Raw genomic sequence first — 14908 nt, 5'->3', positions numbered from 1 at the left:
CCGGCGCGTCAGATCGCCGGAACTGAGTGTCTGCGCCGAGTGATCAGGCGAGCGCTTCGCCGTGACTTTCCGGGAGGAAGAAGTAGACGATGATGGCGGCAAGCAGGAAGAAGCCTGCCGTGGCGCCCAGTGCGACGCTCACGTTCTCGCCGCGCGACAGCAGGCCGACGGCCGCCGGGGCGAGGGCGCTCGCGGCGCGTCCCGTGTTGTAGATGAAGCCTTGTGCCGTCGCGCGCACCTGCGTCGGGAACATCTCGGCGAACGTCGGAGCGAAGCCGCTATAGAAGCCCGTGCCGAAGAACGCCACGACCGGACCGAATACGAGCAACAGCATCGGCTCGCGAATCGCGACATAAAGCGGCACTGTAATTGCCGACACGATGAAGAACAGCAGAAACGACTTACGGCAGCCGATGCGATCCGCGATGTAGCCGAAGCAGATGAACCCTGCCGCCGCGCCGATCTGCATGATGACGATCCACGTCGTCGAGCGCATCAGATCGAAGCCCGGGCCGCCCTGATCGACTGGCGTCGACAGATATGCGGGAATCCACGTGAACAATCCCCAGTAACCGCACATCGCCGCCGCCGTGAAGGCGAGGCCGACGATCGTGCTGCGGGCGTACGGCCCAAACAGCATTCCGAGCGTCTGACCGAGCGTGAGACGCACGCGCTGCTCGCGCCAGATCGCAGGCTCTTCCACGTGACGACGCACCCAGAACGCCAGCACCGTCGGCACCAGACCGAAGGCGAACACCCAGCGCCAACCGAAGTGCGGCAGGATGACGGCGGCCACGATGGCCGCGACTGCATAACCCACAGCAAACGCGCTCTGCACCCAGGCCATCACCTTGGCGCGGTGCTCGGCTGGCCACGTTTCGGTAATCAGCGCAGCACCCGCCGACCACTCGCCGCCAATGCCCAGACCCAGCAGGAAACGGAAGATGAGGAGCGACGTCACCGAATCGGCGAAGCCGCACAGCGCGGTGCCGATGGAGTAACACAGGATCGAGAGAATCATCGACTTCGTACGGCCGATGCGGTCGGCGAGGAAGCCGAAGAACAAACCGCCGAAGGCCGTCGCCAGCAACGTGAGCGAAGCAATGATGCCCGCCACGCCCTTGTCGAAATGCAGGTCGACGCTGATGTAGCGAATCACCATCGCGAACAGCATCAGATCCATGATGTCGAGCATCCAGCCGATATAGGCCGAACCAAATGCTCGCCATTGCGCAGGGCTCGCGCCGCGATACCACGGCCGACGTGCCGTGCCCGCCGCTTTCAGGGCGGTCGTGCCAGTGTCCATTCTTGTCTCCTTCATGGAACCATCCTAGTGTCAGACCTCGTGTATCGATTATCGATACGCATGGGAATGATTTCGTTTGAATAATATCAGCACATTTCCCCGTCATGTCTCGTGGTAAACCATAAATGGTACTTTGCGTATCGATGATCGATACTCAATGCCAGTGTTGTCTCGATGGTCGGGGCAATCGACTGGTCACAGGAGATCGAAGTGAAGCCGTTTCAATTGCGTTTGTACGAGGATGTCATCGCACCGAACCATCCGCCCGTGTATCTGCCCTCAGCGCGTCGCGCAATTTACGTCGTGCGTGGCGACGTCGCTATCGAGTTCGACACGGGCGCGCAGCATCATCCGGCAGAGAGTGCGTGGCTGGGCGACGACAGCGTCGCGCTGATCGCGGGGAGTGAAGGGGCGACGCTATGGCGTTGGGAGCTGATGTCGGGCAATGAGCCGACGCCGGGCGAGATCGCGTCCGCACCGGGGGCGTCGTCGACGCTCAAGCTCGACGCACCTGTCGAGCTGGACCCGCGTCAACAGTGGCTCATGCGTTGCGACAAGGTACAATTCCCCCCCGGCGGCGTGGCGCATACGCACGTGCATCAGGGGCCCGGCGTGCGTTGCACGCTCGAAGGCGAGATCACGATCGAGACGTTGGGCGCGTCGCACACCCATGCGGCAGGGCAAGCCTGGCTCGAACTCGGTCACGCACCGGTGCTGGCGCCGACGACCGAGGCACGCGATACGACGTTCATCCGTTGTTTCATCCTGCCGCGGGCGTGCCGTAATCGCAGCTCGATTCGTTACGTGCGCCCCGAGGACGCGAACAAGAACAAGCCGCAGCGCTATCACGTGTTCGGCGAGCGTTTCATCTCGCTCGACGCACAGTAATCGGCGCGCGACGACAGTGACAAAGGACACGCAGTGAAAGGATCGAAGGACACCCCGAACGACGTCACCCGTCGCCCCCGCGCCGCCGCTGTGCCGAGTGCCGCCAGCGACGAACAGGGCGGCGACGAAATCAACACGTCGTCGACTTCGGTCATTTCGTTGCGGATTCTCGAGTTGCTGGCCGAGCGCAATGCCGAGTGCGGCGTCACGCACCTGGCCGAAGCGCTCGGCGTCCCCAAAGCGCGGGTTCACCGGCATCTCACGGCACTGCGTCAGGAAGGGTATGTCGTGCAAAACCCGCGCACGAGCCGTTACCGGATCGGCTGGCGGCTCTTTCTGCTCGGACAGAAGCTCGTCAAACAGTTCGACGTGGTGGGGCTGGCACGCCCGGTCATGGAAGAATTGCGCGACGCCGTGGGACAGACCATCGTCATCAGTTCGTTCACGGAGACCGATGTGGTGGTGCTCGACGTGATGCGTGGCCGCAGTCCGCTGGAGATCCTGCTGCACCCCGGCACGCAGTTCAAACTGCACAGTGTGGCGCAGGGCAAGATTGCGCTGGCGTTCGGCGCAAAGGAGCGGCGCGACGCCGTGCTCGAAGGTCCGCTCGACGCTTGTACGCCGCACACCATCACCGATCCGATGCGCCTGTCGCACGAACTCGCGCTGGTGCGCGAGCGTGGATGGGCCGATGCGCCGGAAGAAGTGTTTCTCGGCGTGAACGCGCTGGCGGCGCCGATTATGCAGGACGACGGAACGCTCTTCGGCACGCTCGCCATCGTCGGCTCGATTCACTATTTGCCTGCGCACCCGAACCCGCAAACGGTCGCAGCGCTCACCGACGCGGCACGTCGCATCTCGCTTCTGCTCGGGAGCGGGCGCGGTAACTGAGCGCCACGTTCACCTCCCTCACATCCGCAATACAGCGGCCATGGCAATCGTTAGCGTCAGCAACATCATGTGCGTGAGTTGCAGGCCTTCCTGACGAATCCAGTAGCCGAACCACAAGCCGCCGATCATCATCAGCAGCCACGCTGCGCTCAGGGCCGAGAGGCCCAGCGTCGCCCATGCAATGGCGGCGTGGGTGGCATGGGCGGTACCCACACGGATGGCCCCCGCCAACTGAATACCGCCCCAGCCGAGGCACACCGTCGCTGTGAGCTGAAGCGCGATCAATACGAGCAACGCCAGCACGGACCAGCCTTTCGCATGCATCGCGCGACGCAGCAACGGAATCTCGATCGCCGGTACTTCGCGCAAGGGCGACATGTTCAGCGTTCGTCCGATGGCCCATGACGACGCGCCGAACGCCACCACGTTGTTCAACGCGGCAATGGCCGACCATAACGTCAGGCCGGTCACGAGCACCAGCTTGAAAATCACGAACGCATCGAAGGCATCGAGAACACTGACAGCACCGGGCATCGATAACGGCTCCTGTGGTTTGAGATTGCACGTTTTCGCAAAGACGAGCATGGGGAAGTAGGCCAAAGGATAGGAGCGCATCGTTATTTATGCAAGTTAATACTTGTATAAATCAGGGGTATGCGAAACCTATGGCGGAAGGCTTTCCCGGCAAGCATCCGAGGCCGTCGAGGGTCATGTGGATGGCGACGTCGAGCGGCGTGTGCGGCTCCTCGCCAAGCGCATCGACGAGACGTGCATTGTCCATGCGAACCGGCTGCTTCCAGAGATAGCGCATCTCCTGCAACTCACGCAGCGTCGTGACGAAGGGCGACGCCAGCGTCATCAGCCACCACGGGAAACGGCGGGTTTTGACTTCGACGCCATGACGCGCCATCACACGCGTGATCGCTGCGGCCATTTCCGTGCCGTCGGCATCCCAATGCCCGGCCATGTGGAAGTTGGCGAACGCGTCGAGCGTGTGGCGGCGTTCGATCAGCATGACCATTGCGCGGGCTACGTCCGGCAGATACGACCATTGATGGCCGATGCCGGGGGCGTTCGGGATTTGCACCACGCGTGTCGTCTGTCCCGGCTTCACCAGACCCTGAGCGAACCAGCTATTGCGGGTGAGCGGGCCGAAGAAGTCGCCCGCACGCACGATGATCGTCTGCACGCCGTTGCTGCTGGTTCGGCTGGCATCACGCAGACGGCCTTCCATCGTCGCGCGAATACGGCCCTTACGGGTCAGCGGCCGTTGGGGCGCATCTTCGTGCAGCACGGGGAACGTCTCCGGACCGAAGTTGTAGACGGTGCCCGGCAGGACGATGGTCGCGCCATAACGCGTAGCGGCGGCAATGGTGTTGTCCAGCATGGGCAGCACCTGCGTGTTCCAGTTGCGATAGCCCGGCGGGTTGACGGCGTGCACGATCACGGCGCAATCGCGGGCGGCGGCGAGGACGTCGTCGGCGCGCATGGCATCGCCGTCGATCCACTCGATGCCAGTGTCCGTCATCGAACCGGGCGCGCCGCCCCGGCGCAGGGCACGGACTTGCCAGCCCGCCGCGAGCAACTGCCGCGCGACTTCGCCGCCGATGCCGCCCGTAGCGCCCAGCACCAGTGCACGGGATGTTGTCTGTTGAGTGGAATGGCTCATGAGGAGACTCCTCGTTGGTTGTCGGTGATGCCATTCTCCGCGCGAAGTGATTGGAATAAAATTACTGAAAACAATCGATCAGCTATACATTTTTGTATGACCTCAAATCTCAGCTGGGATCTCTACCGAACATTCCTCGCCGTGCTGACGGAGGGCTCGCTCTCAGGCGCGGCGCGTGCGCTGGGCATCACACAGCCGACGGCGGGACGGCACATTGTTGCGCTGGAGCAAGCGCTGGGGCAGACGCTCTTCACGCGCTCGCAAACGGGCTTGCTGGCGACGGATGCAGCGCAGTCGCTGCGTTCGCACGCGCAGGCGATGCAGCACACGGCGCTGGCCTTCGAGCGGGCGGCGGCGAGTCATGGCGACGGGGTGAACGGGGTGGTGCGCATTTCGGCGAGCGAGGTCGTCGGGGTGGAAGTCTTGCCGCCGATCCTGACAGCGTTGCGTCGCGCCCACCCGGATCTGACCATCGAGCTGGTGCCGACGAACCGCATTCAGGATTTATTGCATCGTGAAGTGGACATCGCGGTGCGCATGGCGCCGCCGCAGCAAGAGGCGCTGATTGCCCGCCGCGTCGGCGTTATCGACGTCGGTCTGCACGCGCGCGACGACTATGTCGCTCGCTATGGCGCACCGACTTCGCTGGCCGACCTCGCGCATCACACGGTGATCGGATTCGATAAGTTGACGCCGTTTCTGCGCGAAGCGACGCGGGGCGTGCCGATGTGGGCGCGGGAGACGTTCGCGTTCCGGGCAGACAGCGATCTGGCGCAACTGGCGATGATTCGCGCCGGATACGGAATAGGTGGGTGTCAGGTGCCGCTGGCCAGACGCGACCCGCGACTGGTGCGTCTGCTTCCGAGCGCGTTCCGATTCCGACTACAGACGTGGGTCACGATGCACGAAGACCTGCGCGCCAATCCACGTTGCAAAGTCGCGTTCGACGCGCTTGTGGCCGGATTAACCGCCTACATGGCCGGATAAGACGCAGAGAAGTCGCGAGCGCGACAAATAACGAACGTCATCGACGATGTGTGTGATATACAATATATCAATAACATCAACGATTACGGGACAATCATCGCGCCATGTTCGACCCTTCCTTGTTCGGACGCATGCCACCGGACGTCATTGCGTCCGCCGCCCCGAGCGCGCCAGCGTCGGCCTCTGCTTCTTTGCCATCTCCCGCGTCACCTTCCGACCCGCTGCCTGAACCGTTCGCGCCCGGTCGTCATCCGCTGGGCCTGAGCGAGACACGCGACGCAGTCCTATACGTCCCCGCCGATCTGCCCACCGACAAACCGGTACCGCTGTTCGTGATGTTTCACGGCGCAGGCGGATTCCCGGAGAAGGTGTTGCCGTTCATCGAGCCGCACGCGGATCAGCACAAGTTTCTCGTGCTCGCACCGCATTCGACCTTCCCAACGTGGGACATCGTGATCGGCGGCAACGGTCCCGATCTGGAGCGTCTGCAAGCGGCGCTGCGAAGCGTTGCCACGCGCTATCGCATCGACGCGCAGCGCGTGGCCTTCGCGGGTTTTTCCGACGGCGCGAGCTACGCGCTGTCGATTGGCGTGACGAACGGTGATATCGCGAGCCATGTCATCGCATTCTCCGGCGGTTTCATGTCGATCTTCGTGCAGGAAGGGCTGCCGAAAGTGTTCATCGCCCACGGGCTGATCGACGAGCAATTGCCGATCGCCACGAGCGGACGTCAAAACGCAAACAAACTAAAAGCGGCGGGCTACGATGTGCAATACGTCGAATTCGACGGGCTGCACATCATCGAGCCGGGCGTCGTGGCGCGTGCCATCGACTTCTTCCTCGCCTGAACCGACACGCCATACGGGGAGTGCCGTCCATGGATTTCGAAATTCCTGAATCACTGATTCATCCGCTGATGCAACTGATCGGCACCGACTCACCGCTGGGCAAACAACTGACCGCCTATGGCGTGTGTCGCGGCAATATGCTGGTCTCCAGCGAATGGTTCGACGCGAAGTCGCTCAACACGCTTTACGTCCTGAGCAAGTCGCAGAACGAGCGCGCACTGATGTTCCAGATGCTCGCACTCGATAACGTCTACAACGCGCCGCAAGCGCGCGTGATTCCCAGTCTGGACAAACTCGTGCCGGGGCTGGTCGCCTACCTCGCGCGCGATGTGATCGACGGCTGGCTGTATCAGCGCCATCGGGACGGTGCGTTGTTGCCGTGGCTGGTGCGACGGTTGCGCTACGTCGAACCGGATCAGGGCTCGCCGTACGTCGTCGTCGACATGCTGGCGAACACCATGCAGTCGGCGAACCTGAGTCCGACGGAGCATCGCCCGCGTCGCTCGGGCATGACCACGTCGCTCGTCTTCACGCGCGACGACATCGCGAATCGCACCATTCCCGAATTGCTCGCGGAGTTCGGTTTCTACAAGGAATGTGCGGAGTTCAAGACCGAATACGAACAGCATGCGCAACGCTTCCTGCGCGTGCAGCGCGCGTTTGGTGCGCAGTTCGTGCTGAGCCGCGCGGCGTTCTCCGTCGACCCGAAGGGCGCGACGGAACTGATTCGTGTGGGCGACGGCGTGACGGCTAAGTGCGTCAACGACGAAGAGCGGCTGGAGCGCAACTTCGAGATGGCGTGCGATGCCGATTTCTGGCGCAACGCCGAGATCGGGCAGGCGTTCGAGACGATTCCGCTGCACTGCTACGTGCACGTCTTCCATCTCGACTGGCACCGCAATCTTTGGGTCCACGTGCAGAACATGACCGAGTACGAATATCAGCCGAGTCTGCGCGACAAGCTGGTGTTGCCCGCACATCATCACGATCTCATCGACATCCTGACGTCGAACATGGATGTGATGATGCCGGACTTCGTCCCGGGAAAATCGGGGGGCGCGACGATCCTGTGTCAGGGCGCACCGGGCCTCGGCAAGACGCTGACCGCAGAGATCTACTCGGAAGTGGTCGGCAAGCCGCTGTACCGGGTGCACTCGGGGCAGTTGGGGACGACGGCGGCGTCGGTGGGGGCCACGCTCATGAGCATCTTGCGACGTGCCATGCGATGGAACGCGATCCTGTTGCTCGACGAGGCCGATGTGTACATCCGGCGTCGCGACAACGATCTGGAGCACAACGCCATCGTTGCGGAGTTCCTGCGCTCGCTGGAGTACTTCCACGGTTTGCTGTTCATGACGACGAACCGTATCGGCGACGTGGACGACGCGATCCTCTCGCGCTGCATCGCCACGATCCACTACGAAGTGCCTTCGGCGGTGGATGCGCGCAGGCTCTGGCGCATGCAGGCAGATCAGGTGGGTGCGCATCTCGACGACGGGCTGATCGAGACGCTGGCCGCGAGATATCCGAAAGCGAGCGGGCGCGACATCAAGGAGTTGATGAAACTCGCGAGCCGCTATTGCAAGGTCAAGGAACTGCCTTACACGGAAGACGTGTTCCGCTTGTGCGGTCTGTTCCGTGGCTACGACGCGTAGCGTTTCTACCCTTTGTTCGTATCCATTTTCCGAATACCACTCAACCAAACATTTAATTTCCCAATTCAAAACGTCCCACCCATACTCCATTGCACCAACACGCATTCAGCAAGGGCGATGCATAGACCGCGCCAATAAGCGGTCAGACCGAACGGTCAGGTCGTCCTTGCTTCAATCAAGGAGACAATGCGGATGCAATTGGACGTTTCGAACGAGGTCCTGGGCGGCATGCCCACGACCGGGCAGTCCCGTGCCCAAACTCACGCTCATCACACCGCGCATGGGCTCAGCCCACGGCTGCATAACGCCGATCTGGCCCCGACAAAGGCCGAAGGACGGCGCTGGGGCCGCTACAGCATCTTCGCGCTGTGGACCAACGATGTGCACAACATCGCCAACTACTCCTTCGCGATCGGACTCTTCGCACTGGGTCTGACCGGCTGGCAGATGCTCGCGTCGCTCGGCATCGGCGCGGCGCTTGTCTACGTCTTCATGAACCTGACGGGCTACATGGGCCAGAAGACCGGTGTGCCGTTCCCTGTTGTCAGCCGCATGAGCTTCGGCGTCTACGGCGCACAGATTCCTGCCATCGTGCGTGCGGTCATCGCCATTGCGTGGTTCGGCATTCAGACGTATCTCGCCTCGGTCGTGCTGCGCGTGTTGCTCGTAGCGGTTTGGCCTGCGGCCGGCGCCTACGATCACAACAGCGTGCTCGGTCTGTCGACGCTCGGCTGGCTCAGTTTCATCGCCATCTGGCTCGTGCAACTCGCGATTCTGGCTTACGGCATGGAGATGGTGCGCAAGTACGAAGCGTTCGCCGGGCCGATCATTCTCGTCACCGTGACGAGTCTTGCGGTGTGGATGTATCACCGTGCCGGAGGCCATATCGCCATGTCGGTCGGCACGCCGCTCACGGGCCTCGCCATGTGGACGAAGGTCTTCGCGGGCGGCGCGTTGTGGCTCGCGATCTACGGCACGCTGGTGCTCAACTTCTGCGACTTCACACGCGCTTCGCCGAGCCGCAAGGTCATTCGTACCGGCAATTTCTGGGGGCTGCCCGTCAACATCCTGATCTTCGCGGTGATCAGCTTCGTGCTCGCCGGTGCGCAGTTCAGCCTGAACGGTCAGATCATCCATAGCCCGACCGATATCATCGCCACGATTCCCGACAAGACGTTCCTCGTGCTCGGCTGTCTCGCGTTTCTCGTCGTGACGGTCGCCGTCAACATCATGGCGAACTTCGTCGCTCCGGCGTTCGTGCTCACGAGCCTCGCCCCGCATCGGCTGACGTTCCGTCGCGCAGGTCTCATCAGCGCCACGATTGCCGTCGTCATCCTGCCGTGGAATCTCTATAACAGCCCCATCGTGATCGTGTACTTCCTGTCAGGTCTCGGTGCGTTGCTCGGCCCGCTCTACGGCATCATCACCGTGGACTACTGGCTGCTTCGCAAGACGTGCGTGCACGTGCCGCATCTGTACAGCGAAATGCGCGAGGGCACTTACCACTATGTGCGCGGCGTGAACCCGAAGGCGGTGGTCGCGCTGGTGCCATCGGCGCTGGTCGCGGTGACGGCGGCGCTCGTGCCGGCGTTCAGCGCGCTCACGCCGTTCTCCTGGCTGCTCGGTGCGGGCATTGCCGGTGGCGTGTACTACGCGATCTCGGACCGTCGCCGGGCATTCGAAGATTGCTCGGGCGAGCACTTCGCCGTCGACAGCGCCGCACACTAGGGTCTGTGCTGCGCCGGTAGCGCAGGCGAGTTTCACCTCTGTATTCATCCCCTCTGGAGTGTTTATGAAGATCCTTGTCGTGAACGTCAACACGACGGCCGCGATAACCGACGCCATCGCGCACCATGCACGTGCGAGCGCGTCGCCGGGCACGGAAATCGTCGGACTCACGCCGCACTTCGGTGCGGAATCCGTCGAAGGCAATTTCGAAAGCTATCTCGCGGCCATTGCCGTGATGCAGCGCGTGATGAGCTACGACGAACCGTACGACGCCGTGATTCAGGCCGGTTATGGCGAACACGGACGCGAAGGCTTGCAGGAATTGCTGCACGTGCCCGTCGTCGACATTACCGAAGCCGCCGCGAGCATGGCGATGCTCCTCGGCCACCGATACTCGGTCGTCACCACGCTCGATCGTACGGTGCCGCTCATCGAAGATCGTCTGAAGCTGGCCGGTCTCGACGCTCGCTGTGCCTCGGTGCGCGCGAGCGGCATGCCGGTGCTGGAACTGGAGCGCGATCCGCAGCGGGCCATCGCGGCCGTTGTCGCACAGGCGGAGATCGCCGTGCGCGACGATCATGCCGAAGTCATCTGCCTTGGTTGTGGCGGGATGGCCGGACTTGACGCCAAGATTCGCGAGCGTACGGGCGTGCCGGTCGTCGATGGCGTGTCCGCTGCCGTTGCACTCGCCGAATCGCTGGTGCGGCTCGGCCTGAGCACGTCCAAGGTGCGCACGTATGCGCCTCCCCGTCGCAAGCAGATCGTCGGCTGGCCACAGGCGCTGTTCGGTTGAAGCGGATGACATCTGCCTGTCGCTCCCGCCACGCTGCGGCATCCATCAGAAAAACTCATGAATCAACGCAGCATGCCGATATGCGGGAAAACTAGAGGCGCGCTCGCACGCCGGTCTGGCTATATTGGTTGCGGACCGGTGTCGACGTCATGGCGAACCTCTGACAGGGCAGACGCCTTGTTTGCAAGCCTTTGACTGTGCTGCGCCGCGTCATTTCATCGGTACGGCAAGGAGACGCAGTGGAGACGCATGGCGAACTGCACCGGGCGATTCTGAACAACATCCCGGATCAGGCGTGGCTTAAGGACACCGAGTCGCGCTACATCCTCGTCAACGACGCCTTCATGGCCGCATGCGGGCGCACCGAGGCTGACATCATTGGCAGCACGCCGGACAAGGTATGGTCCTCCGAGTGGGGACGTGTGTACCTTGCCACCGACCGTGCCGTCGTCGCGAGCGGCGTACGTCGTCGCTACGAAGAGAGCCGCCCGGGTGCAGACGGCGCACCGCGCTGGTTCGACACCGTCAAGATGCCTGTGCGCGATGCCCACGGACGCATCGTCGGCACCGTCGGCATCTCACGCGACATCACCGACCGCAAGCGATCCGAGATGGCGCTGCTCGATTCGCGCGCTCAACTGCGTCAACTCTCGGCGTATCTGCAAACCGTACGTGAAGCCGAGCGTACGCGCCTGTCGCGCGAATTGCATGACGAACTCGGGCAGTGGCTGGGCGGCCTGCGTCTCGGTCTGAACTATCTGGAGACGCAACCGAACCTGCCTGCGGCCGATCAGTCGGCGCAGATCCAGATGCTCAAGGAGCTGGTCGACGAGACGATCGACGCCGTGCATCGCATCGCGGCGGACCTGCGCCCGGCGGTACTTGACGAACTCGGCCTGCACGCCGCGCTGGAATGGCTCACGGAATCGTTTGCACAACGTCACGGCTTACCGTGCGAACTGGTGATGCCCGAGTCGGTGACGGCGTGTCTCGATAGCGAGTGCAGCACGGCCATCTTCCGCATCGTGCAGGAGTCGCTCACGAACGCGAGCCGGCACGGACAGCCGACGCAGGTCCGCGTGACGCTCGAATTGCGCGAGGGTCACTGCCACGTGTGCATCAGCGACGACGGGCGGGGCATGGACCCGTCGCGCGCCGGACACGGCCAGCGGCTCGGTCTCATGGGCATGCGAGAGCGGGCGCTGATGCTGGGCGGTGCCTTCGATATCGAAAGTGCGCCAGGGCAGGGCACGCGTATCGTCGTGCGGATTCCTGCGCGGCCAGCCACGCATGCCTCGACGATTCCTGCAACTCACGATGCGGGGTGGCCATGCGTGTGATGATTGCCGACGACCACGCGATCATTCGTGACGGTCTGAAAAAGATCATTTCGATGGCCCCCGACATGGCCGTCGTGTCCGAGGCGGTGGATGGCGAAGACGTCCTGAAGCGCCTGCGCCTGACCACCATTGACGTGCTGTTGCTCGATATGTCGATGCCCGGGAAGAGTGGCATCGCGCTCATCGCCCAGATCAAGGCAAGTTATCCGTCACTGCCGATTCTGGTGCTCAGCATGTATCGCGAGTCGCAATATGCGGTGCAGGCCATTCGCGCTGGCGCAGCGGGCTATCTCACGAAGAACGCCGAATCGGAGCAACTGATGAGCGCTATCCGGCGCGTGTCACGGGGTGGCACGGTCGTGTCGCCGCTAGTGGCCGACAAGCTGGTTCGTCAGTTGCAACAACCCGCCGAGGCGTTGCCGCACACGCGTCTGACCGCGCGCGAGTTCCAGATTTTCCAGATGCTGGTCGAGGGCAATGGCATCAACGACATCGCCCGCTGCCTGTCGTTGTCGGCCAAGACCGTCAGCACGCACAAGGCGAACATCCTGACCAAGATGGACATTCCATCGACGGCGGGGCTTGTGCATTACGCCATTGAGCACGGTCTGATCGTCGCCGGTACCGACGCCTGATCCGGCGTTGGATTGCCCTGGCCGGACGTTCTGTCCGGTCAAACCCTTCCCCACGTTTTGATTGCTGCACCGCGTCTAGGGAAATTCTTAGACGAAAACCAGCAAATCCCGATGCCCCGTATTCGGGCGCTCTTCTTATCTTGGTTCAGGCCTTTCAGAACCTTTGCCACCCCGGCCGCCGACGCACTCCGGCCAAGTCCATCAACCTCACTCTGCGACCCTATTCGCAAGTGCTTTTCGTGACGTAAGGAGACCCGCACCATGCATGTGGACCTGCTGATCAACAATGTGTGCGTACGCGACGACGCGCCGCTCGTGGATATCGCCATCAAGGGCGGGCGCATCGCCGCGATAGAGCCGGGCATCGACGCCACCGCCGAGGAGCAGATCGACGCGCAGGGCCGGGCCGCGATTCCCGGCCTCGTCGAAGCGCACCTGCATCTCGACAAGGCGCTGCTGCATCGTCGTCTGCCCGCACGCTTCGGCACGCTCGACGAGGCCATTCGCGTGACCGGCATTCTCAAGAGCAAGCAGGAGCGTGAGGACGTGCTCGACCGCTCGCGTCAGGTGCTCGACATGGCGGTCAAGAACGGCACGGTCGCCGTGCGTGCGCACCCCGACGTCGACCTGATTCAGGGCCTCATCGGTGTGGAGACGCTGCTTACGCTTAAGGACGAATACGACAGCCTGCTCGACTTGCAGATCGTGGCGTTCCCGCAGGAGGGCATTCTCAAGTCGAAGGGCACCTATGAGCTGATGATCGACGCGCTGCGCATGGGCGCGGACGTCGTGGGCGGCTGCCCGTACAACGAGCTGAACTGGGAAGACACGAAGCGCCACATCGATATCGTGTTCGAGCTGGCGCAGCGCTTCGATGCGCCCATCGACATGCACGCGGACTTCGCCGACGACACCAGCGATCAGCGCTTCGCCGCTATCTCCTACATCGCGCAGCGAACCATCGACACGGGCTATCAGGGACGCGTGTCCCTCGGCCACGTGACGAGTCTGGGCGCGCTCGACAACGACGAACTCGCACCGGTGATCGAACAGATCCGCCTGGCGGGCATCAGCATCGTCACGTTGCCCGCGACGGATCTGTATCTGGGCGGGCGCAAGGATGCGCAGAACCAGCGTCGTGGACTGACCCCTGTGAAAGCGTTGCATAGCGCCGGTGTGAACGTTGCGTATTCGTCGAACAACGTGCGCAACGCATTCACCCCGTTCGGCAAGGCCGACATGTTGCAGATCGGCAATCTGCTCGCACACGTGGCGCAGTTCGGCGTGCCCGAGCATCAGCAGGCGATTCTGGACATGGGCACGCATAACGCCGCGCGCGCCATCGGCCTGTCGCACGACTACGGCATCGCCGTGGGCAAGCAGGCCGATCTGATCATTCTCGATACGTTCCGGGTGGCCGACGCGCTGCTCGATATCCCGCCACGTCTGTGGGTCATCAAACGCGGCCGCATCACGGTCGTGACGCAGCACAGCTGCGAGATTCACCGGCATTCATGTTGTTGTGCGCAATGAAGTTCTTATAAAACTCAAGGAGACAATCATGAAGAAGCTGCCTGCGGAAGTCGTTGCCTCACTACTTGCTGTCACCACCATCCCGATTGCGATGCTGCCGTTGCATCTGCCGCCATGGGCGATCTTTATCAGTTGGGCGGCCACGTTCGCGATGGGCGGCCCGACGCTGGTGAACCTAAAACGTATCTGGGCGACGCTACCGATCGGATCGTTCTTCGCGTTCCTGATCGTGCTGGGCTTCAAACAGGCCGCCACGCAGTTCAGCGGCAACACGCTGGTGGTCGCGGAGATGGTGATTCTTTTCGCAGGCAACGGCTCGATGATGGCGCTGGCGCGCTTCTTCCCCGGCCTGAACTTCATCCCGGGCATGTTTTTCGGCTTCGCGACTTACTTCGCCACGCTGTTCGGCGGCTTCGGTCCCGTTGCACAGGACCCGCTGGCCGCACTGGCCGCCGCCGTGGCGATGAACGCGCTCGGTCCGGTCTACGCCTGGCTCAAGGAGCGCTACTCCGCCCCGGAAGTCTCGCATCAACGCAACTGGAAGGGCTGGAAGGCGGAAGTCTGACCTCCAATCCCACGACGATTTGACGATTCAACGATGTACGGGCGAAGCGCTGCCAGTGTCGGGTGCGCTT

The 14908-nt window shown here is 62.6% G+C and carries 14 protein-coding genes; 11 read left to right on the top strand and 3 right to left on the bottom strand.

What is annotated here, in order from left to right; all coding sequences use genetic code 11:
* Positions 1-43 precede the first annotated feature (43 nt).
* The gene (locus tag PCO31010_RS02170; RefSeq protein WP_150662786.1) at positions 44-1306 is read right to left on the bottom strand and encodes an MFS transporter; all 1263 of its coding nucleotides are present in this window, start codon (positions 1304-1306) and stop codon (positions 44-46) included.
* Between the two features lie 210 nt (positions 1307-1516).
* On the opposite strand from PCO31010_RS02170, the gene PCO31010_RS02165 reads away from it, so the two are divergent.
* Positions 1517-2194, top strand: coding sequence for a cupin domain-containing protein (locus tag PCO31010_RS02165; RefSeq protein ID WP_150662785.1), 678 nt, complete (start codon positions 1517-1519; stop codon positions 2192-2194).
* Between the two features lie 33 nt (positions 2195-2227).
* Positions 2228-3085, top strand: a complete 858-nt coding sequence (locus tag PCO31010_RS02160) for an IclR family transcriptional regulator (RefSeq protein WP_150662784.1) — start codon at positions 2228-2230, stop codon at positions 3083-3085.
* 18 nt (positions 3086-3103) lie between these two features.
* Here the strand turns inward: PCO31010_RS02160 and PCO31010_RS02155 are convergent, their stop codons facing one another.
* Together PCO31010_RS02155 and PCO31010_RS02150 are read right to left on the bottom strand one after the other, a co-directional pair.
* Positions 3104-3619 (bottom strand): DUF2165 family protein, encoded by a 516-nt coding sequence (locus PCO31010_RS02155; RefSeq protein WP_174984231.1) that lies wholly within the window; start codon positions 3617-3619, stop codon positions 3104-3106.
* A gap of 112 nt (positions 3620-3731) precedes the next feature.
* On the bottom strand, positions 3732-4754 hold the full coding sequence (locus tag PCO31010_RS02150) for an NAD-dependent epimerase/dehydratase family protein (RefSeq protein ID WP_150662782.1): 1023 nt from the start codon (positions 4752-4754) through the stop codon (positions 3732-3734).
* Between the two features lie 96 nt (positions 4755-4850).
* Between PCO31010_RS02150 and PCO31010_RS02145 the strand changes: the two genes are divergently transcribed.
* The 9 genes from PCO31010_RS02145 (at position 4851) to PCO31010_RS02105 (ending at position 14838) form a co-directional block, all read left to right on the top strand.
* Positions 4851-5741 (top strand): LysR family transcriptional regulator, encoded by an 891-nt coding sequence (locus PCO31010_RS02145; RefSeq protein ID WP_150662781.1) that lies wholly within the window; start codon positions 4851-4853, stop codon positions 5739-5741.
* A gap of 104 nt (positions 5742-5845) precedes the next feature.
* A complete protein-coding gene (locus PCO31010_RS02140; protein WP_246184398.1) occupies positions 5846-6589 on the top strand; it encodes an alpha/beta hydrolase in 744 nt (247 codons plus the stop codon).
* A gap of 29 nt (positions 6590-6618) precedes the next feature.
* The gene (locus PCO31010_RS02135) at positions 6619-8244 is read left to right on the top strand and encodes an AAA family ATPase (RefSeq protein ID WP_150662780.1); all 1626 of its coding nucleotides are present in this window, start codon (positions 6619-6621) and stop codon (positions 8242-8244) included.
* A 228-nt stretch (positions 8245-8472) separates the two neighbouring features.
* Positions 8473-9972, top strand: a complete 1500-nt coding sequence (locus PCO31010_RS02130; protein WP_217426134.1) for an NCS1 family nucleobase:cation symporter-1 — start codon at positions 8473-8475, stop codon at positions 9970-9972.
* A 64-nt stretch (positions 9973-10036) separates the two neighbouring features.
* Positions 10037-10765, top strand: coding sequence for an aspartate/glutamate racemase family protein (locus PCO31010_RS02125; protein ID WP_150662778.1), 729 nt, complete (start codon positions 10037-10039; stop codon positions 10763-10765).
* Positions 10766-11004: 239 nt separating this feature from the next.
* Positions 11005-12105 (top strand): PAS domain-containing sensor histidine kinase, encoded by a 1101-nt coding sequence (locus PCO31010_RS02120; RefSeq protein ID WP_150662777.1) that lies wholly within the window; start codon positions 11005-11007, stop codon positions 12103-12105.
* Positions 12096-12740 (top strand): response regulator, encoded by a 645-nt coding sequence (locus PCO31010_RS02115; protein ID WP_150662776.1) that lies wholly within the window; start codon positions 12096-12098, stop codon positions 12738-12740. The genes PCO31010_RS02120 and PCO31010_RS02115 overlap by 10 nt, the downstream gene beginning before the upstream one ends.
* A gap of 261 nt (positions 12741-13001) precedes the next feature.
* Positions 13002-14273 (top strand): amidohydrolase family protein, encoded by a 1272-nt coding sequence (locus tag PCO31010_RS02110; RefSeq protein ID WP_150662775.1) that lies wholly within the window; start codon positions 13002-13004, stop codon positions 14271-14273.
* 28 nt (positions 14274-14301) lie between these two features.
* Positions 14302-14838 carry a DUF1097 domain-containing protein gene (locus tag PCO31010_RS02105; protein ID WP_150662774.1) on the top strand — a complete coding sequence of 179 codons (537 nt, stop codon included), beginning with the start codon at positions 14302-14304 and terminating at the stop codon, positions 14836-14838.
* Positions 14839-14908: the final 70 nt, after the last annotated feature.

The sequence above is a fragment of the Pandoraea commovens genome, assembly GCF_902459615.1.
GTDB classification, from domain to species: Bacteria; Pseudomonadota; Gammaproteobacteria; order Burkholderiales; family Burkholderiaceae; genus Pandoraea; species Pandoraea commovens.
This window is presented reverse-complemented; position numbering and strand designations above follow the sequence as displayed.